The organism is Streptomyces niveus (assembly GCF_001723055.1).
GTDB classification, from domain to species: Bacteria; Actinomycetota; Actinomycetes; order Streptomycetales; family Streptomycetaceae; genus Streptomyces; species Streptomyces niveus.
In genome coordinates, this window is the sequence record NZ_MDCR01000009.1 from 58,066 (window position 1) to 78,911 (window position 20,846).

Below are 20,846 nucleotides of genomic sequence, written 5' to 3' on the forward strand. Positions count from 1 at the left end.
GCACGGCGCCTCTTCCCCCGTACCCCTCGGGCGCCGTGCCGCGATCCCCCTGCACCGCGCACCGACGCACTGATGCACTGATGCACTGATGCACGAAATCAGAGGCCCCCCTCATGCTGCTCGCCGCCGAAGCACCCCCCGCGCCCGAGGCACCGCCCCACACCGGTGGCCTCCTGCTTCTCATAGACGGGACGGCCGGTCTGCTGACCGTCGCCGTCCTCGGAATCGTTCTTCTCCTCGTCCTGATCATCAAGGTCAGACTCCAGCCGTTCGTCGCCCTCCTCGGCGTCTCCATAGCCGTCGGCCTCGCCGCCGGACTGTCCGTGACCGAACTCTTCGGAACGGTCCAGAAGTCCGCGGCCGTCTCGATGATCGAGTCCGGCATGGGCGGCATTCTCGGCCATGTCGCGATCATCATCGGACTCGGCACCATGCTCGGCGCGATCCTCGAAGTGTCGGGCGGCGCCGAGGTGTTGAGCACCCGCCTGCTCAACCTCTTCGGCGAGAAGCGCGCGCCTCTCGCGATGGGCGTCACCGGTGTCGTCTTCGGCATCCCGGTCTTCTTCGACGTCGGCATCTTCGTCCTCGCGCCGATCGTGTACGCGGCGGCCAAGCGCTCCGGAAAATCGATCCTGCTGTACGCGATGCCGCTGCTCGCCGGCCTGTCGATGACCCACGCGTTCCTGCCCCCGCACCCCGGCCCCGTCGCCGCCGCCGGCCTCTTCGACGTCGACCTCGGCTGGGTCATCCTGATGGGCGTCGTCGTCGGTGTCCCGGCCGTGCTCGCCGCCTGGGTCTACGCCGCGTGGATCGGCAAGCGCCTCTTCGTCGACGTACCGCAGGACATGGTCGAGGCCGCGGCCGAGGCCAAGAGCGCCGTCGCCGCCGAGCAGAAGGCGTCGGGTGTCACCCCGCCCGAGCGGCCGGTCGCCCTCGGCACGGTGCTGGCGATCATCGGCACCCCGCTGCTCCTCATCCTGCTGGCGACGTTCTCCTCCATCGCCCTGGACCCGAGCACGGTCCGGTCGGTCGTGGAGTTCTTCGGCCACCCCTTCGTGGCGCTGACGATCGCGCTGTTCCTCGCGTACTACCTGCTCGGCATCCGGCGCGGCTGGTCCCGCCAGTCCCTGGAGACCGTCTCGACCGCCTCCCTGAAGCCGGTCGGCAACATCCTGCTGGTGGTCGGCGCGGGCGGCGTCTTCGGCGCCGTACTCAAGGGCAGCGGCATCGCGGACGCGCTCGCCGACACCTTCAACGACGTCGGTCTGCCGGTCATCGTGCTGGCGTGGCTGATCTCCGTCGTCCTGCGGGTCGCCCAGGGCTCGGCGACGGTCGCGATCGTCACCACGGCGGGCATCGTCGTACCGCTGGTCGAGGGCCAGTCCATGTCGCAGCCGCATCTCGCGCTGATCATCATGGCGATCTCGGCGGGTTCGATCTTCGCCTCGCACGTCAACGACGGCGGCTTCTGGATGGTGGCCAAGTACTTCGGCATCTCCGAGCGCGACACCCTGAAGTCGTGGACGGTGCTGGAGACGGTCCTGTCGGTGGCCGGATTCGTGGTCGCCGCGCTGCTCAGCCTGGTGATTTAGGTACCGTACGGCTGAACTGAACAGCTGACGGGGGGCTGGAGATGAACGGTCAGTACGGTCCGGTGCCGGGGAATCCATACGCGCAGCCGGCGCCGCAGCCGCAGCCGGCGCCGCAGCCGCCGGCGTACGCGCCACCGCAACCGCCGGCGTACGCGCCTTCGTACCCACCCCCGCACCACAACCCGGAGTTCCTGGCCGCCGACAGCCGCAGCGGCATCGTCGTCGACGAGAACGGCGTGACCTTCGACTTCGAGGGCCAGAGCGCCGAGTTCCCGTGGTCGGAGATCCAGAGCATCCACTCGAAACCGGGCGTCGGCGGCCACCGCCTCATGGTGGCCGTCGTCCTGCCCGGCGGGAAGTTCTACGAGTGCGGGGTGAAGGCGCGCAACAGCGTGACCCTCAACCACTGGTTCCGCGACCTCGGTCACGTGCTCAACGTCTATCTCGGCCGCCGGGACAATCCACCCCTCCCGCCCCACTGAACGGGCCCGGTCCGGCAGACGGAAACGGAACCGAGTCTGCCGGACCTCTTGCGCGATCTTCGCCGTCCCGATTTGGTGACCCGAGTCACTTACGGGGACGAGAGTGGAGGCGACGCATGGCAGACATCACCGACAGCGGCACAGCCGCGAGCAAGTCCGGCCCACGGAAGTCGAGTTGGAGGTACATCGGCCCCGGCATCGTCGTGGCCGCGACCGGTGTGGGGGCCGGCGACCTGGTCGCCACCCTCATCGCGGGCAGCAAGTTCGGCTACACGCTGCTCTGGGCGGCCGTCATCGGCTGCGTCGTGAAGATCTCGCTCGCCGAGGCGGCCGGCCGCTGGCATCTCGCCACCGGCCGCACCCTGTTCGAGGGCTGGCGCAGCCTCGGGCAGTGGACCACGGTCTACTTCGCGGTGTACGTCGTGGTCTGGGGCTTCGTCTACGGCGCGACCGCCATGTCCTCCAGCGCGCTGCCGATCGTCGCGCTCTTCCCCGACGGTCCCGGCCTCAAGACGTGGGCGGTGATCACGGGCCTGATCGGCCTGGTCTTCGTCTGGTTCAACCAGTACGCCGTCTTCGAGAAGGTCATGACGGTCCTGATCGGCATCATGTTCGTGGTGGTGGTGTACGTCGCGATACGCGTCGCGCCCGACTTCGGCGCGAGCTTCGCCGGTCTCCTGCCGGTGCTTCCCGACGGCTCGCTGCTCTACACACTGGGTCTGATCGGCGGTGTGGGCGGCACCATCACGATGGCCGCGTACGGGTACTGGGTCAACGCCAAGGGCTGGACCGACACCGGGTGGATGAAGGTGATGCGGCTGGACAACCGCGTCGCGTACATCACCACCGGCATCTTCGTCGTCGCGATGCTGATCGTCGGCGCCGAGCTGCTGCACGCCTCGCAGATCGCCCTCACCAAGGGCGACCAGGGGCTGGTGGACCTCGGGGCCGTCCTGGAGGAGCGCTTCGGCGCCACGACGGCCAAGCTCTTCCTGGTCGGGTTCTTCGCCACGTCCTTCTCGTCGCTGATCGGCGTGTGGCACGGCGTCAGCCTGATGTTCGCGGACTTCGTGGAGCGCTGGCAGCTGGACCGCAAGGGCGTCCCGGTCGACGAGGGGACGGTGGCAGAGGTCGCGGCGGGCAGGCGCGAGCGGTCGCTGCCGTTCCGGGCGTATCTGCTCTGGCTCACGTTCCCGCCGATCACGCTGCTCTTCCTGGACCAGCCGTTCGGCCTGGTCGTGGGCTACGGCGTACTGGGTGCCTTCTTCATGCCCTTCCTGGCGCTCACGCTGCTGTGGTTGCTCAACTCCTCTCGTACGCCGCCGGAATGGCGTAACGGCAAACTGAGCAACACCATGCTCGCGGCGGGCGGACTGCTGTTCGTCGTGCTGTGCGTGCAGCAGGTGCGGGACCTGCCCTGGTGATCCGGGCCTGAGGGGAACGCGCGGTGGCGCCGTCGGAGTCCGACGGCGCCACCGGTCTGTGGGGGGTGGTTCGGGGTACGGCGCTGCGGCTACAGGCCGTGGACGTGCGGGCCGACCGCCTTGGACCAGGCGCTGCCCGCCGCGGCGTCCCAGTTGGTGGACCAGGTCATCGCGCCGCGCAGGTCCGGGTAGGTCTTGGACGGCTTGAAGGTCCCGCAGCCGGTGCCCTTCGTCAGACAGTCCAGCGCGTTGTTGACGACGCTGGGATCGATGTAGCCGCCGCCCGCCGCACTCGGCGAGGCCGGTACGCCGATGCCGACCTGGGAGGGGTCGAGTCCGCCTTCGAGCTGGATGCAGGCGAGTGCGGTGAGGAAGTCGACGGAGCCCTGCGAGTAGACCTGTCCGTCGCAGCCGAGCATCGAACCGCTGTTGTAGTACTGCATGTTGACGACGGTGAGGATGTCCTTCACCGCGAGCGCGGTCTTGAAGTACTCGTTGGACGTCGACTGCATGTCGATGGTCTGCGGCGCCATCGTGAGGACGAAGCCGTCGCCCGCCTGACCGGCGATCGACTTCAACGCCTGTGTCATATAGGTGGAGTTGAGGCCGTTCTCCAGATCGATGTCGACACCGTCGAAGCCGTACTCGTCGATCAGCCCGGACACGGAGTCCGCGAACGCCTTCGCGGACGCGTCGTCGTTGACCGCGACGGTGCCCTTCTCGCCGCCGATGGAGATGACGACCGACTTGCCGGCGGCCTGCTTGGCGGCGACATCCGCCCTGAACTGCGCGTCGGTGTAACCGCCGAGACCGGCCGAGTCGAGGGTGAAGTCGACCTGCCCGGGAGTGCCGGTCGCGTCCGCGAAGGCGACGGCGATGATGTCGTAGTCGTCCTGGACCTCGGCAAGTGTCTGGACGGTGGCGCCGTTGTTGAAGTTCTGCCAGTAGCCGGTGACGGCGTGCGCCGGTACGGCGGCCGGCGCCGGGGCGGGTGCGGCATTGGCCGCGGGTACGGCCAGCGCGGCGGCGGCGAGAACGCCTGCCGCGGCGAGGATCTTGAGCGTGTGCACTGCATGGCCTCCGTGGGGGGAGAGGTGGGGGAGGTGCGGAACGGTGGCCACCGGTCCGTACCGCCGAACAAACTGGTCCAGACCATTGGCCTTGTCAAGGGCCTGGACGAGATGGGCCGCTTCCGGCCGCGCCCGCGCGTGCAGCAGCGCCGCCGGGGGAGCGGCGGCGCTGCTGGTCTGTGCGTGGGGGTTGCGGGGGTTACGGAAGTTACGGAAGGGCGTGGACGTGCGGGCCGACCGCGTTCGACCAGGCGTTGCCGGCCGTCGCGTCCCAGTTGGTGGACCAGGTCATCGCGCCGCGCAGGCTCGGGTAGGTCTTGGACGGCTTGAAGTTGCCGCAGTTGGTGCCGCGCGTCAGACAGCTCAGCGCGTTGTTCACGATGGTCGGGGAGACGTAACCGCTGCCCGCGCCCCGGGTGGACGCCGGTACGCCGATGCCGACCTGGGAGGGGTCGAGTCCGCCTTCGAGCTGGATGCAGGCGAGGGCGGTGAGGAAGTCGACTGAGCCCTGTGAGTAGACCTGTCCGTCGCAGCCGAGCATCGAACCGCTGTTGTAGTGCTGCATGTTGACGACCGTGAGGATGTCCTTCACGGCCAGCGCGGTCTTGAAGTACTCGGTGCCGGTGTTCTGCATGTCGATGGTCTGCGGCGCCATGGTCAGGACCATCCCGGAGCCGGCCTTCGCCGACAGCTGGCGCAACGCCTTCGTCATGTAGGTGGAGTTGATGCCGTGTTCGAGGTCGATGTCGATCCCGTTGAAGCCGTACTCCTGCATCAGGGCGTAGGCGCTGTTCGCGAACGCCGTCGCCGAGGCGTCACTGTTGATCGTCACGTTGCCCAGCTCGCCGCCGACCGAGATGATCACGGACTTGCCGGCGGCCTTCTTCGCGGCGATGTCGGACTTGAACTCGGCGACCCCGGAGTAGCCGAGCGCCGAACTGAGGTTGAAGACGATCTGGCCGGGCGTGGCCGTCGAGTCGGCGAAGGCGACGGCGATGATGTCGTACTGCGCCTGTACGTCCCTGAGCTTCTGGACGGTGGCGCCGTTGTTGAAGTTCTGCCAGTACCCGGTCAGCGCGTGCCTCGGTACGGCGGGCCCGCCCGGGTCGCCGCCGCCCGGTGATGTCCGGCCGCTGACAGCGGCCGACTTGGCGGACTCGCCGACCGCGTTGGTCGCCGACACCTGGAACTGGTACGAGGTGGCTGCCGCGAGTCCGGTCACGGTCGCCGAAGTCCCGGTCGCCGTCTGGACCTTGGTCCCGTCCCGGTAGACGTTGTACCCGGTCGCGCCGCTCACCGCGTTCCAGCTCAGGGCCACCGACGACGAGGTCACGGCGCCGACACCGAGCCCGGCGGGCGTACCCGGCGCCTGCGGGTCAGGGTCGCCGCCCCCGCCGCCGTCCGGCCCGAACACGGACACGTCGTCGACGAGGTACGCGCTCTGCCCGTACCAGCCGTGCGTGTACACGGTCACCGCGCGCGTCGACGCACCGGTCCTGAAGGTCGTGGTGAGCTGCTTCCAGCCGCTCTCGCCGGGCGTCCAGGTCGACACGTCGGTGGTCCCGGTGCCGCTGGCCCCGAGATACGCGTACCCGCCCTGGACCCACGCGCTCAGCGTGTAGGTCGAGTTGGGCTGCACGGCCACGGACTGCGAGCACCTGGCGTTGTCCTGCCCGGCGGGGGTCCCCTTCAACGCCCCGGCCCCACTCCGCACGGGAGCCCCGACGACGGCCCCGCTGCCACCGCTACAACTCCAGTTGGCGAGCCCGGCCTCGAAGCCGGCGTTCTTGGCGACATTGATGTCGGCGGCCTGGGCGACGCCCCCCATCCCACCCACACTCAGTGCCCCGGCGGCCAACACGGCCACCACCCCACCCAGCCAACTGCGGGGTCTGCGTCTGCCGTTCGGTACACGTTCCACTTGATGCCTCCGCTGGGGATGTCGGGAAGGAGGTGCGAGTCGGGAACGGTGGCCACCGCTTGGCCGTAAAAATGGTCCAGACCATTCAAGTTGTCAATACCTCTGGCACGAACTCCCGACGGGAACCCCGCTTCCGCCCCGCCGAGGCGAATTCCGGCCATTGACGGGTCCCTGATCAGTTCAGGCGATCAATTGCCCTGTGGTGGTGACAAGTTGTGTGTAACTTGTGACCGCCCGCATGGGGAGTGTGGGCATTGTGGGTCCCTTTGTGGACTCGATGTGCTGCTCTGGGGAGGGCGCTGTGAGGCGAGTCCTGGCACGAATACGGCTGCTGACGATCGGGGCGCTCGCCCTGACGATGGCCGCGGGCGCGATGTCGGCCCAGGCCGACACCCCGGAGCGCGAACCGCTACCACCGGCCCCGAACCCCCTTGCTGCACCTCACACTTCACCCGCGGGCCCGGTGTCTCCGGCGAGCACCCGGGCCGCCGAGCCGACCACCAAGAACGCCGTGTACGCGTACGACGCGGCCTCCCGCCTCGTCGGTGTCACCGACCCGGCGGGCGAGACCGCCCGCTACCGCTACGACGCGGCGGGCAACCGCCTCGGCGTCGACCGCTTCGCGTCCAGCACCCTGTCCGTCCTCTCCCTGGTCCCGGTCCGCGCGGCGGCGGGCGCCAAGGTCACCCTCTCCGGCACCGGCTTCTCCCCGACCCCCGCGGCCAACTCCGTAACGTTCGGTACGGCGGCGGCCACCGTCACCTCGGCGACGGCCACCCGCCTGGTGGTGACGGTCCCGGCGGGCGCGGCCAACGACAAGGTGTCGGTGACCACGGGAGGCGCGAGCGCCCAGTCGCCGGAGTCGTTCACCTCCACGTCGAGCCCCACGGTCTCGAAGATCGAACCGGCCTTCGGCGGGGCGGGCAGCCAGGTGGTCATCACGGGCACCAACTTCGCCGCCACCGATACCGTCGTCCGCTTCGGCGGCGGCACGGTCGCGGAGGTCACCGACCGTACCGACACGTCCCTGACGGTGCAGGTCCCGGCCGGAGCCGCGGACGGCCCGCTGGAGGTCGCCACCCCCGACGGTGAGGCCGTGTCCGCCGCCGGCTTCGACATCCGCTCCGCCGTCGGCGAGCTGGAGATGTCCGTCGAGTCGTCGCTGAACGACGAGACGCCGCCGACCCTCTCGGTCACCACACCCGGCAATATGGCCGAGGTCACCTTCGAGGCCCCCGCGGGCACGGACCTCAACGTCGGCATCACACAGGCGACGTTCAACTCCGTGACCCGGGCCCGGCTGGTCGACCCCCTGGGCGACCGGCTGAAGTCCTTCACCTTCAACGGACCCGAAGGGGAGGCCGAGTTCAACGACCTGCCCGTCGCCGGTCTCTACCGAATCGTCCTGGAGACCGGATCGGGCAACTTCGGTACGGCCGTGGTCACCCTCTCCACCCCCGTGACCAGCTCGTTCACCGTATCGGGCCCGCCCGCCACAGCCGTGTTCGACCGTCCGGGACAGGACCAACTCCTCACCTTCACCGGCACGTTGGGCACATCGCTGAGCCTCGGGATCGACGCCACGAAGCTGCCGCACCCGCTGTGGGCCCGGCTCTACGGACCGGACGGCACGGAGGTCGACAACAGCTTCATCTCCGTCGGCGGTGACGGCGGCATCGACCTCGACAGCCTGACCCAGTCCGGGACGTACACACTGCTGCTGGATCCCGGGGAAGGCGACGCCAAGGGCACGGTCACGGTGACCGCGTCGCCGTACGCCGACGCCGGCACGCTCGATCCGACCGGCGCGGCGGTCAAGGTGTCACTCACCCGGCCCGGCCAGCAAGGACGCGCCCAGTTCACCGGCACCGCCGGTCAGCGGGTGTCCCTCGGCGCCACGGCCACCGGTTTCGGCTCGGCCACCCGCGTCGACATCCTCCGCCCCGACGGCACACCGCTGGACCACCTGCTCGTGTCCGACGGTGACGTGGGGGACGAGTGGGACAGCGAGCCGCTGCCCGCCACCGGGACGTACACCCTCGCCGTACGCCCGAACAGCGACATCGGAACCGGTGAACTCGCGCTGACCCTGTCGCGTCCCGTCGCCCTGCCGGCTCTGCTGACCACCGGCGGCACCACCACCGCGACCATCGGCCGGATCGGCCAGAACGCCGAATCCTCCTTCCAGGGACAGACCGGGGCCGCTCTCTCCCTCGGCGTGACCGGCAACACCTTCGGACAGTACGTCGACCTCAGCGTCATCGCACCCTCCGGCGCCACCGTCATCGACGAACTCAACGTGTCCGCGGGCGATTCGGCGACCATCCCCCTGCCCGCGCTGCCGGAGACCGGGACCTACCGGGTCGTGCTGGATCCCTACAAGGGCGCGGTGGGAGCCGCGGGCCTCACGCTCTCCACCGAGGCGCAGGCCGCCCTCACCGTCGACGCCGCCGGACTCGTGACCACGGCGGCCCGTGCCGGACAGCAGATACGCGCCCGGTTCACCGCACCCACCTCCACCTCCCTCGGCCTGGGCATCACGGCCAACACCCTCGCCAAGTCCACCGAGATCCGGCTCATCGGCCCCGAAGGCGGCGCGGGCACGGATGTCGGCAGACTGGCCGGCAAGGCGTCCGACGCGTTCTACCTGGGCGGACTGACGGCGGGCGCCGCGTACTCCCTGGTCTTCGAGCCGTCGGAGGCCGCGACCGGCTCGATGACGCTCTGGCTGTCGAAGCCCGTCGCGGCCGGCGCCCTCTCCTCGACGACGCCCACGCGCACCGGCGAGATCACCCGCGCGGGACAGCAGCTGGAGTTCACCGTCAGCGCCACCGCGGGCTACGGCGCGGCGGTCACCTTCGGCGGCACCACCCTCACCACGTCGTCGGAACTGGTGCACCGGACACCGGCGGGCGTGGAGGACGACCTCGGCTCGCTCACCACCTCCGCCGGCGAGGGCGACCTGCTGGCGCCGCTGGCCGCCGGCACCCATCGGCTGTTCGTACGGCCGGGCGCCCCGGCCACCGGGAAGACCACCGCCACGTTGGTGCCCGACGCGAGCGGTGGCGTGCTGAACACCACCGGTACGCGCAAGCCCGTGACTCTCGCGACCGCGGGCCAGAACGGCAACTTCACCTTCACCGGCACACAGGCGCAGAAACTCACTCTCGGGCTCAACACCCCGCCGGGCGCCTGGTCGTTGTCCGTCACCGGGCCGGACGGCAAGCGGCTGGTCGACGGGCGCTCGATGAGCGCGACAGCCGTGACGTACGCGCTGCCGACGCTCCCGGCGGCCGGTACGTACACCCTGTCGCTCGACCCGAACACGCTCAGGACCGGTACCTGGACGCTGGGTCTCACCGCGGCGGCGTCCAAGGCGGAGAAGCCGGTGAGCGACGGAGCGGGACCCGACACCGCCGCTCCCGCCGCCCGCACCACCCCGAGCGGCCCCGACGCCTGGCAGCCGGACAAGGGAAACCTCGCCGGCTACGACTGGCTGGCCCGGCGCGGCGACGCCCCCAAGGGCCCGGCTGCGCTCCGTGCCCCGCCCGGCACCACGGCTCTCACTGGCCACATCCTCAAGCTCGACGGCAAGCCGCTGCCGAAGGTCACCGTGTCCGTGGGGAGCAAGTCCGCGAGGACGGACGCCCAGGGCCGATTCCTGCTGAGTGGTATCGCTGGCAATGCCACCACCCTGGTGGTCGACGGCGCGAGCGCGAACAACTCCAAGCGTAGCTACGGCCGTTACGACATCCGCATCAGCCCGAAGGCCGACCGGACGGTCGATCTCGGGTTCCCGGTGTGGATGACACCGCTGGACACGAAGAACACGGTCACGTTCGCCGCTCCGGCCAAGGCCGACGTCGTACTGAAGACCCCGAAGATCCCAGGACTCGAAGTCCGGATCCCCAAGGGCTCGGTGGTCCGTGACGAGAACGGCAAGCCGGTCACGGAGCTGGGCATCACGGCGATCCCGATCGACCGGCCGCCGTTCCCGCTGCCGGACAACGGCATCGTGCCGGTGTACTTCACCGTGCAGCCGGGCGGCACGTACGTCTTCCCCGAGGGGGCGCAGATCATCTACCCGAACTACACGCGCGAGGCCCCCGGCACCCGGGTCAAGTTCCAGGACTACGACCCGAAGAAGAAGGGCTGGTACGTCTACGGAGAGGGCGAGGTGTCGGCCGACGGCCGTCAGGTCGTACCCGACGAGAAGACCCGCGTGTGGGCCTTCCACGGAGCGATGTTCCACACCGACGACCTGATCCCGTGGGACATCTCCTGGCTCCAGGACGTCATGGACTGGCTGTCCGGGGACCCGGTCGAGCTGTCGACGGGTCTGCTCACCGACTCGCGTACGGACCTGGCGGTCGCGGACGCGCATGGCGGCGTCGAACTCACCCGCACCTACTGGCAGGCAGACAAGGAGAAGCGGGCGTTCGGCATCGGCCGCGACTTCTCCTACAACGCGTTCCTGCACTCGAAAAAGTCGTGGCAGGAGGTCGACCTCTACATACCGGGCGGCAGCGCCGTCCACTTCACCCGTACCTCATCCGGGACCGGCTGGACTGACGCGGAGTTCGAACCTCTCGACACCTCGTCCGCCTTCCAGGGCTCGAAGATCACCTGGAAGAAGAACGGCGGCGGCTGGGACCTGACCTTCCGCGACGGCACGGTGTGGGTGTTCCCGCAGTACGCGCCGCTGAAGGAGATCCGCGACCGGCACGGCAACACCACGACCCTGACCCGGCTGAACGGCGAGAACCGGGGTGAGATCACCCGTATCTCCAGCTCCGGCGGCAAGTGGATCTCGCTGACGTACGACCCGGTGCAACGCCGCGTCACATCCGCGAAAGACAACGCGGGTCGCACCACCTCGTACGAGTACGACTCGGCGGGCCGGCTGGCGGCGGTGAAGGATCCAGCGGGCAAGTTCAGCCGGTACACGTACGACGGCACGTCGAACCGGGTCAGGACGGCGACCGACGCGCGCGGCATCACCTACATGACGAACGACTTCCATACCGACGGGCGGGTGAAGGAGCAGACCCTCACCGAGGGCGCGAAGTTCTCCTTCGCGTACACGCAGACCGGCGCGGGGAAGGTCACGTCGGCGAACGTGACGCAGCCGGGCGGCTCGGTGCGCCGGGTGGAGTTCGACGCGGACGGCTACGGCGTCAAGGACATCGAGGCGTACGGGAGTTCACTGGCGCGGGCGACGCAGTACCACCGGGGTCCGAAGCACCGGATCGACGCGGTGACGGACCCGTACGGCCGGCGCACCGAGCTGACGTACGACGCGAACGGCTATGTCACCCGCACCACCGAGCTCGCGGGTACGGCGCAGGCGCGCCAGTCGGGTACGGCGGTCTACAACGGCCCGTACGACCAACCGACGTCCGTCACCGACCCGTTGGGCAACAAGACCACGCTTGCGTACGACGCGAAGGGCGACCTGCGGACGGTCACGGACCCCGAGAACCGGGAGACCGGCTTCACGTTCACGCCGGACGGCCAGCTCAAGACGGTCACGGACGCGGCGGACGCGACCACCGAATACACCTACCGAAACCGCGAGTTGGTGTCCGTCAAGGACGCGGAGGGCCGCACCGGGTCCCAGGTCCTGGACGCGGCGGGCCGCCCGACGGCGATCACGGACGCGGCGGGCTCCCGCACCACGATCACCTACGACGCGCTGAACCAGACGCGGAAGATCACCGACCCGCTGGGCCGGTCGACGGCCCTGGACTACGACGAGAACGGCAACTTGACCAAGCTGACGGACGCCCGTGAGAACAGCACGACCTGGGCGTACGACGACGCGGACCGCACCAGGTCGGTGACGGACCCGCTAGGCGCGCAGGCGCTGTTCGGCTACGACCCGGCCGGCCGGTTGACGAAGGCGACAAGCCGTTCGGGCCTGGTCGCGACAGCCGAGTACGACCTGTTGAGCCGGGCGAAGAACACCAAGTACGGCGTGAACGCGGCGGGCGTCGCCGAGTCGACGGTGACGTACGCGTACGACGCGGTGGACCTGCCGAAGACGCTCACGGACACGCAGGCGGGCGAGGAGAGCTTCGCCTACGACGCGTACGACCGGCTGAAGACGGTGACCGGCCCGACGGGCACGGTGGGCTACGACTACGACGCGGCGGACCGCCGCAAGGAGATGACGGCGGCCGGGACGACGACGCGCTACGGCTATGACACCTCCAGCATCCTGACGTCGGTCACCTCGGGCGGCCAGGAGGTGACGTTCGGCCTGGACGCGGTGGGCCGTGAGAAGACGGCGTCGCTGCCGGGCGGCATCACCCGTACGTCGACGCTGGACAAGACGGGCGTGATCTCGGCGATCGACTACACCCGCGGCACCACCGACGTCGGCGACCTGACCTACACCCGCGACAGCCGGGGCCTCCAGACGGGCCTCACGGGAAGCCTGGCGTCGGTGGCTCTGCCCGCCGCCGAGACGGGTGCGGTGTTCGGCAAGGACAACCGGGTCACGTCCCTCGGCGGCCGTTCGTTCACCTACGACGCGGACGGACAGCTGACGTCGGACGGCAATCGGACGTACGACTGGAACGCGCGGGGCCAACTCTCCTCGCTCACCCCTGTCGGCGACGGCCCTGCGGGTGTTTTCGGCTACGACCCGCTGGGCATCCGCAGCTCCAAGAAGTTGGGCGACACGACCCAGAAGTACCTGACGGACGGCTCGAACCCGCTGGTGGAACAGTCCGGTTCGGGCGCGACGGCGGCCACGGTCGCCACGTCGGGCCTGGACCAGTACCTGACCCGCACGGAGAACGGCGCGACGCAGGTCTACCTGACGGACGCGCTGGGCACGGTGGTGGGCCTGGCGAACGCGGACGGCACGGTCGCGACGAGCTATACGTACGACCCGTACGGCCAACCCACCACCACGGGCGCGGCCTCCACCAACCCGTACACCTTCACGGGCCGCGAGTCGGACGGCACGGGCCTGCTCTACTACCGCAACCGCTACTACGACCCCGAGTCGGGCCGCTTCATCTCCCAGGACCCGATCGGCTACGCGGGCGGCACGAACCTCTACGAGTACGCGCTCAGCTCCCCGACGACGTACACCGACCCCACGGGCAACAGCCCGATGCTGGCGGGCTGCGTCATCGGCGGCCTGGGCGAGGCGGGCCTGGACTGGCTGGGCCAGCGGCTCTCGGGCCGGAAGGTCGACTGGGGCCAGGTGGGGATGTCGGCGGCGCTGGGGTGCGCGGGGGGCATGCTGGGCAAGCTCAAGTGGGCCGACCCGGCGAAGAGCTGCAAGATCGGTAACAGCTTCACAGGCGACACCCCGGTCCTCCTCACGGACGGCACCCGCAAACCGATCAGGGACATTCAGATCGGCGACGAAGTCCTCGCCACGGACCCGGAAACGGGCGAGTCGGGCCCCCACCCGGTAACGGCGCTGATCAAGGGCACGGGCGACAAACAACTGGTCGACATCACCCTGTCAGACGGCAAAAGGAGCACCCTCACCGCGACAGAGGGCCACCCCTTCTGGGTCCCGGCCCTCGGCCGCTGGATCGAGGCGGACGAACTCACCGCGGGCCAGGGGCTTCAGACCAGCGACGGCACCTGGGTCCAGATAGCAGCCGTCGCCCACCGGGCGGAATCAACGACGGTCTACAACCTCACCGTCGACGACATCCACACGTACTATGTGCTGGCGGGGGAAACCCCGGTCCTCGTTCACAACTGCGGAGGAATGAAAGCCTCCGACCAAGTGCGCGACTTGGTGGCCAAAGGTAAAGTAAGAGAAGCCGCCGATGTTCACTATGAAGACATGGTGAGGGCACGCACGGGTGGTGTGTCCCAGGTTATTAATGGGCGCGAGGTGGACGCAGTTACCGGGGATGCGCTAATTCAGGTGAAGCGGACGTGGACAGCTGTTAACCGGCCGAAGAATTTCTTGAGCAAATCGACGAGAAATCAGATCAAGGCAACCCTCTCAAGCGCCGACGAAATGGGTGTGAGGGCCGAGTTCTGGTTCAAGTATGGCGTCCACGACGATGTTCGTAGCTACATTGAGGGCAAGGGTGGCATTGTGCGCATCGGATTCGGAGACTGATTCCCGTGGGGAGGTATTTCAACGTTCGAGGATTCCTCGACTGTGACTACCCCGACCTGGAGGTGATCCGGGGCGTCGTGGCCCAGTACAGGGGTGCGGGGAGCCGGTTCTGTCTTCCGGACGATGTGGTGGCCCTGTATCTGGGTGGTTGGTTGTATCAGGACAAGGAGATCAACTGGGTCGCCCACGCATTCTTCGGAGCTTCGATGAAGAGTGGGGGTGTGGATCTTCTCCTGGATCAGCTGGGGAGAATCGCCGAGTTGATTCCGGAATCAGAGGGAACATTCTTCGTGGACGATGATGAGGGCGGTCCTTCCTGTCGATGGGATGTGTCGAATGGGCGCGTGTCCATTGGATGAGAATCTCTCCATTGGCATCGCTGCTCGACCATCCCGGAGCGTGGCATCTCCTCTGCTGCGGCTCGTACTTCCGGCGGTTGGCGGGTGAGAGGGATGGTTGAAATGCGGCGTAGATCCTTGGTGGTTCTCGGGTCCGCCATTGGGTTGGGGGTTGTGGGCGCGGGTGTGGTCGCGGTGTTTGGGGGGAGAGGTCCGGCGGAGGCCGATGGGCGCTCCAGAGCGGGTGCAGATACTCGGATGGCACGGGTGTTGGGGGCGAAACAGCCGGAAAGGTTCGTGGGAATTGTTGTGCTTGATCGAAGATTGCGCGGTCGAGGAGTGGGTGGCTCGGTAGAGGCTCTGGTTGAAGAAAGCCGGGCCGTTGGCGGGGGCGACACCGGCGTCGCGTTCGGGTTGGGGGCGTCGCTCTTCGAGGGCGCGGAAGCCCAATCGCCACGGCAGTTGAAAGCGATGCCGTCCTTCGCCGGGGACCTCTTGGACCCCGCGCAGTCGCACGGCGACCTTCTCGTACGCGTCGCCGGCGAGGACGCCGGCCAGGTGCGGAAAGCCGTCGCGCGCGTCAAGGCCGTTGCCAACCAGGTTGGTTGGACCGTTCGTTGGGGGATCGACGGATTTCGGGCGGAGAATCGGGTTGAGGGTGGCCGGGGGCTGGCCCGTAATCCGTTCCACTTCACCGAGGGGTTCGGGAATCCCGAGACCGAGCAGGAGATCGCCGACCGGGCCGTCGTCCGGGAGGGGCAGGGCGAGCCGGACTGGGCCGTCGGCGGGAGTTATCACGTCGTGCGGGTCATCCGCTTCGCCACCGAGTTGTGGGACAAGGACTCCGTACCCGAGCAGGAGCGCATCATGGGGCGCCGGCGCGACGGGAAGTGGCTGGACGGGACGCCCACCGCCGAGCAGCCGAACTTCGCCGCTGATCCGAAGGGGCGGCGGACGCCGCTCGACTCGCATGTACGGCTCGCCGCCCCCGACCGCCGTAACCCGCCCCCACTCGTGCGCCGCAGCTACAGCTACGACCGGGGAGACGGCGACACCGGCATCGTCTTCTCCTGCTTCCAGCGGGACTTGGCCAAAGGCTTCGAGGCGGTCCAGAAGCGCCTGGCGGGCGAGGCGCTGGCGAAGTACGTGCTCACCACCGGTGGCGGCTACTTCTTCGTACCCCCGCCCGGCGACGCCTGGCTCGACGCCCTCGCTCTCGCCTAGCGTTCCGCCCATGACCTCCCCGGAGAGCGTGATCGTCCGCTGCCAGGACAACGCGGCTGTCGGGGTGACGTTCCGCGACCGATTCAGCTTCGACGCGGACTCCGTGCACTACGCCGTCGAGCTGCGGGCCCCAGGTCTGAACGCCCGTGTCGACGACGTCGTCTCCTGGATCTGGGACAGCGATCTCGCGCCCTTCCTGGAAGGACTCGCCGCCGACTACCGCGGCTGGAACGGTGAACGGAGCTGGCGCACACCGACGATGCCGACCTGACGGTGGCGGCCGTCTTCCGGTCCGGCGGGTACGTCGGGCTGACCTGAACCCTGTGCGGCATCCGCCAGTTCCTCCGCGGGGAGCGGTGATTGACTGGGCCGCATGACCGAGATGATCAGCTTGCCGGGGCCGGAAGCCGACTGGGCGTCCGCCACTTCCCCGACCCCCGGCAATCCCGCGCGGCAGTGTTCCGTCTTTCAGGCGGCGGCCGAGCCGTTGATCTCGCTGGCTCTGCTCGCCGTGGAGCTGGACTCGGTCGCCCGGCGACTCAGGTTGACCGTCGAGGAGTCGTGGGACGAGCACGGCGCCCTGCGTGCCGCGTTCTTCACCCTGGACGGAACCGACTTCGTCGTCACCCAGCACGAGCGCGATCCGGCGGGAACGTACGTCTGGGTCAGGAAGTCCGGACCTGTCGAGCCCGCCGGACGCATGGCCGTACTCCTCGCGGCCCTCGGCGTGGGCCCGGACGCGGTCGCTTACTCGACCTGGGGCGTGGGCACCGATCTGTCCCACGTGCCGGCCGCCTGGAGCCGGGGCAGAGGCAGGCGGGCCGAGTCGCACCAGAGGTTCTGGGAGGGGTTCAGCAAGCGGACCGGCATGTACGTCGGCCGCGTCACGTACGAAGGGGTGACGGCCTTCCTCGACGGCTACGACCACGCCGGCGGCGGCGTGCTGCTCAGCGGACTGACGGAGTGGCTCGCCGACACGAAGCAGGCCGGTCAGAACCTCGTCTGGTCCGCCCAGGTCGTCGGGGTGGTGTTCCCCGGCGGCCGGCCCGCCGAGCCGTGGTCGCCGGAAGAGCACTATCAGGCCGTCGCCGGGCTCTTCGCCCTGCTGGACGAGTTCTTCGCACACCTCCAGGGACAGCCGGACGCCACGCCGTAACCCCGGGCCCGTCACTCGTCCTGGAGCACTTCCGCCGCGTATCCCGCCACCACACCCACCACCAGCACCGCGTTCGACATCAGGACGCCCTCCGCCTCCAGGTCCGCCCACTGCACCACCATGTTCAGCGCCTGCGCCGCCACCCCGACCGTGAAGACCGCCAGCACGTGCTGCGCCTTCGAGTCGCGGAACGGCTCGCGGTGGAAGCGGCCCGCCGCCCAGGTGGCCAGGGCGATGCAGATCGCGTTGGGGATGTGGATCAGCATCAGTCTGCCGTTGAAGGTCTCCAGGTTCTCCGAGGAGGCCAGGTGGTCGTTGACCAGGGTGGTCTGCAGGTACTCCGTCAGGAGCAGGACGACGATGCCGGCCGCCCAGGCGCGGGCGAGGGCGAACACCGCCGCCCCGCGCCCCTCCTCCCGCTGTACGGGCGCCCCCGGGTAGCCGTACCTCGTCATCGCCAACCGCCTCCGTCAGTGCTCGTGCCTGCCCGGCCCTGAGGCGGGAACCTGAATCCCGCGCTCTCGGACCGCCGTGGAACTCTCAGACCACGGTGAAAAGAAGAACCGCCGCGAACCCGGCCGCCGCCAGCCCGCAGCCCACCACCAGCACCCCGTACTGGAGCACCGGCGACCAGTGGCCGCGCCCCGCGACCGTCGCCGTGCGGTCGGGGTCGGCCGGGTCGTACGCCACCGTCACCGGGTCGCCGACCCGTATCGACCGGCTCGCCAGATCCTCGAACTCGATCTGGCGGCCGTCCGGTGTACGGAACGCGAAGAAGTGCTGGCGCGCGTCCGAGCGGTTGTACGGCTCCTGCTCGATACGTACGCAAGTGCCTTCTGCCCGAATACCCGCTCGCAGCGCCCGATTCACGCCCGAAAGGCGACGCGCGTAGTGCGTTGCCAACCAGCCGAAAAGCAGAATCATGCCGCCGAAGAAAAGGTAATCGCCGCCCGGAACATCCATTGTGGACCGCCTAGTTGACCGTGATCGAGTCGATGATTTTCCGCAGATCGCCCTTGCCGAGTTTTCCCTTGACCGCGTCGATTCTCACGGCGTACGTCTTGTCGTCGGCGTCGAGACCCGCGATGATCACGCCCTCGACCCGGGTGCCGGCCTTCGGGTCCAGTGCTCCGCCCGGGGTCCCGGCCCCGGCGTCGGTGCCTGAATCCTTCTGGGTGAACTCGAAGTTGACCCGGCGGGCCTCCTCGCCGCCGTCCGGGCCCGCGACCTGGATCTCCTCCTGCTTCCCGAGGGTCGAGCCGAGCGCGACCCCGGCCTCGGCGCCGATCGCCGCCTCCTCCACCGAGTCGGCGTCGGTGAAGTCGAGTTGCACGGTGATCATGCCGATCGTGCCGCTCTCGTCGGAGAGCGTCGCCGCCGCGGCGTTGTACTTGCTGCGCTCACCGGCGCTCTGCGCCTCGAACGCCGCCGGGTGCGCCACCGTGACCGCCGGGGTCTTGAGCGTGCCCCAGCCCTCCGGCACCGCACCGCTCCCCGACCCGCTCCCCGCGTCCGAGCCGCACCCGGCCAGCAGCAGGAGCGCCGCGAGGGCGACGGACACGGTCGAGGTCCGCCTGGCCATCGTCCTGCCTCTCTTCTTGCTGCTCACGGCGCCGCTCACGGTGCTGGTCATGGTGTGTGTGCTCCTGTCCCCGGGATCAGTTCGCACAGTAGCTGTACGGGACATAGCTGCGGCTCTCTCCCTTCGGCGCACCCAGGAACTGGGCGTCGTTGAGGCTCTCCTCCTTCTTCTCGGTGGAGACCGAGAAGCCGAAGCTCAGACCCAGGTTCAGCTCGAATCCGTACTCCGCTGCCTCCGTCTGACCGGTGTACGTGTTCTTGCTGGACAGGCCCTCGTCGAAGAGCAGCTGGCCGAACGGGTCGTCGTCGCCCGGCCGCTTCGTCGGCGCGTGGTCGTCAAACATGTAGGCGAACGGCGCTCCGTTGTCGCCGGTGCCGTCGAGCCACTTCTGCGCGATCGCGCGCTGCTTGTCACCCTCGGCGCCGGGCTTGAGGACGATGGAGTTGGTGACGACCTCGATCCCGGTCTCGTTGTCCGTGCCCTTCGCGCTGCCGCTGCCGCCGCGCTTGTCGCCGTCCTTCTTGCCGTTGTCGCCGCCGACCGAGACGCCGTCCTTCGTGGCGCCCTTCTCGACGGTCCGGGTCATGTCGATACGCAGCAGCTCACCGGTCGTCTTGTCATGGCTGACGGTGATGGTGCCGGTCTGCGTCGTGGTCGCGCTCGACTCGCCGCTGATGGGCCCGGCCTCGTAGCCGACCTTGCCCGTGTACTCGATGGCGGCGCTGTACGTGTACGACTTGAGGTTCCGGTAGGTGTTGTCGGTCCACGTCACCTCGGGCGAGAACTTGAAGCTGCCGCCGAGCGTCGCGCTGAGCTTCTTCTCGTCCCCCGCCGAGAGCTTCATACCGCCGGCGGCACTGGCCTCCAGGCCCACCTTGCCGTAGCTGATGTGCCGGTTGCCGAGCTTCTCGTCGATGCGCTTGCGGAGCTGCTCCTCCTCGTACAGGGGACCGCTGTTGAAGAGGTAGGCGATGCTGTTGCCGAGCCCGCCACCACGCGAGTTGGCGTGCCGGTTGGCCAGCTCGTACGTCTTCAGGTCCTCGATGTCCTCGCGGAACTTGGCCGCGTCCTCCTCGCTGTCGAAGACCCAGGTGTCCCCGTTGGTCACCTTGATCCCGGCACCGAGTTCGACCTTGTCCGAGCCGAACTTCCCGACCTTGGCGCCCGGTTTCCAGTCCTTCTTGGCGGCGACGGACGCGGCGTCGGTGAAGGTCATCATCACCTGCTGGTCGTTGTCGTCGACCTTGCCGTCCTTGTTCACGTCGGTCTTGGCCTGGAAGGTCTGCTGCTGGAAGCCGTACTCCTCGCCCCACTCGATGAACAGCACCTTGCCCTTGGCGCCCGCCTTGTCGCTGATCGACGAGATCTGGCAGAGCGGCGGCTCGTAGTCGGCGTCGGTCTTGGGGGCGGACCGGTTCGGTTCACCACCGCCGGGGTCGCACGGGCCGAACGTGACCAGGCACTTCAACTGCTCTGCGATGCTCCCGTCCACGCCGGTGCCGACCATCGCCCCCGCGACGGCCGCCACGACCACCACCATGCCGACGTACTCGGTGGCGGAGGCGCCGCGGTCGCCCCGTGGTCGTCCCCGTATCAGTTCCCGTCCCATCAGACCGTCCCCCTCGGTGCCCGCACGACTTTTCTCGTACACGGAATCGAAACGGAGCGTACGGACGGCCCGGACCCGGTGGCGTGGGTCCGTGGACCCAACCCGGACCCAAAGCTGAACAGTTACCTGGTGGGCGCTTCGGCGGTCGGCTAGTTTCGACATCAAATGAAACATGGGTTAACGCCTGACTGCTTCGCCCGATTTTGGTGGTGCGTACGAAGTGAGCGGCGTACCACTGACATCGGTGAGGTGTTCTCTGTGCGCTAAGTCGTGGATAAAGTGCTGGGCGGTAGTCGAAGTCGCCGGACTTCAACGCCGACCAGAACTATCGAACACCGAGCAGC

General features: G+C 68.6%; 14 protein-coding genes. 8 read left to right on the forward strand and 6 right to left on the reverse strand.

Translation table 11 applies throughout. From position 1 onward, the window contains the following. Positions 1-113 precede the first annotated feature (113 nt). The 3 genes from BHU15_RS01315 to BHU15_RS01325 all read left to right on the forward strand — a co-directional run bounded on the left by BHU15_RS01315 (position 114) and on the right by BHU15_RS01325 (position 3,498). Complete coding sequence (locus BHU15_RS01315; RefSeq protein ID WP_069625462.1) at positions 114-1,592, forward strand: GntP family permease; 1,479 nt, start codon at positions 114-116, stop codon at positions 1,590-1,592. Positions 1,593-1,633: 41 nt separating this feature from the next. Next, a complete protein-coding gene (locus tag BHU15_RS01320) occupies positions 1,634-2,074 on the forward strand; it encodes a hypothetical protein (RefSeq protein ID WP_069625463.1) in 441 nt (146 codons plus the stop codon). 116 nt (positions 2,075-2,190) lie between these two features. Then, positions 2,191-3,498 carry an Nramp family divalent metal transporter gene (locus BHU15_RS01325; protein WP_069625464.1) on the forward strand — a complete coding sequence of 436 codons (1,308 nt, stop codon included), beginning with the start codon at positions 2,191-2,193 and terminating at the stop codon, positions 3,496-3,498. An 89-nt stretch (positions 3,499-3,587) separates the two neighbouring features. Here the strand turns inward: BHU15_RS01325 and BHU15_RS01330 are convergent, their stop codons facing one another. Both BHU15_RS01330 and BHU15_RS01335 read right to left on the reverse strand, forming a co-directional pair. Further along, positions 3,588-4,568, reverse strand: coding sequence for a chitinase (locus BHU15_RS01330; RefSeq protein ID WP_069625465.1), 981 nt, complete (start codon positions 4,566-4,568; stop codon positions 3,588-3,590). Positions 4,569-4,776: 208 nt separating this feature from the next. Beyond that, positions 4,777-6,396: a chitinase gene (locus tag BHU15_RS01335; RefSeq protein ID WP_247748509.1), complete on the reverse strand. Its 1,620-nt coding sequence runs from the start codon at positions 6,394-6,396 to the stop codon at positions 4,777-4,779. Positions 6,397-6,790: 394 nt separating this feature from the next. Here BHU15_RS01335 and BHU15_RS01340 point away from each other — a divergent pair, with 394 nt between their 5' ends. From BHU15_RS01340 to BHU15_RS01360, 5 genes are all read left to right on the forward strand, one after another. After that, on the forward strand, positions 6,791-14,593 hold the full coding sequence (locus BHU15_RS01340; RefSeq protein ID WP_171908294.1) for a restriction endonuclease fold toxin: 7,803 nt from the start codon (positions 6,791-6,793) through the stop codon (positions 14,591-14,593). Between the two features lie 5 nt (positions 14,594-14,598). After that, a complete protein-coding gene (locus BHU15_RS01345; RefSeq protein ID WP_069625468.1) occupies positions 14,599-14,952 on the forward strand; it encodes a hypothetical protein in 354 nt (117 codons plus the stop codon). 237 nt (positions 14,953-15,189) lie between these two features. After that, the gene (locus BHU15_RS01350; protein WP_079127800.1) at positions 15,190-16,155 is read left to right on the forward strand and encodes a Dyp-type peroxidase; all 966 of its coding nucleotides are present in this window, start codon (positions 15,190-15,192) and stop codon (positions 16,153-16,155) included. Positions 16,156-16,165: 10 nt separating this feature from the next. Continuing rightward, a complete protein-coding gene (locus tag BHU15_RS01355; protein ID WP_255292996.1) occupies positions 16,166-16,426 on the forward strand; it encodes a DUF6228 family protein in 261 nt (86 codons plus the stop codon). A 102-nt stretch (positions 16,427-16,528) separates the two neighbouring features. Continuing rightward, entirely contained in the window at positions 16,529-17,311 is a 783-nt protein-coding gene (locus BHU15_RS01360; RefSeq protein ID WP_069625470.1) for a hypothetical protein, read from the forward strand. Between the two features lie 11 nt (positions 17,312-17,322). On the opposite strand, the gene BHU15_RS01365 is transcribed toward BHU15_RS01360, so the two are convergent. From BHU15_RS01365 to BHU15_RS01380, 4 genes are all read right to left on the reverse strand, one after another. Further along, entirely contained in the window at positions 17,323-17,766 is a 444-nt protein-coding gene (locus BHU15_RS01365; protein ID WP_069625471.1) for a hypothetical protein, read from the reverse strand. Positions 17,767-17,851: 85 nt separating this feature from the next. Continuing rightward, a complete protein-coding gene (locus BHU15_RS01370; RefSeq protein ID WP_069625472.1) occupies positions 17,852-18,274 on the reverse strand; it encodes a DUF3592 domain-containing protein in 423 nt (140 codons plus the stop codon). A gap of 10 nt (positions 18,275-18,284) precedes the next feature. Next, positions 18,285-18,944, reverse strand: a complete 660-nt coding sequence (locus BHU15_RS01375; RefSeq protein ID WP_069625473.1) for a hypothetical protein — start codon at positions 18,942-18,944, stop codon at positions 18,285-18,287. Between the two features lie 25 nt (positions 18,945-18,969). Next, a complete protein-coding gene (locus BHU15_RS01380; RefSeq protein ID WP_255292997.1) occupies positions 18,970-20,544 on the reverse strand; it encodes a hypothetical protein in 1,575 nt (524 codons plus the stop codon). Positions 20,545-20,846 lie beyond the last annotated feature (302 nt).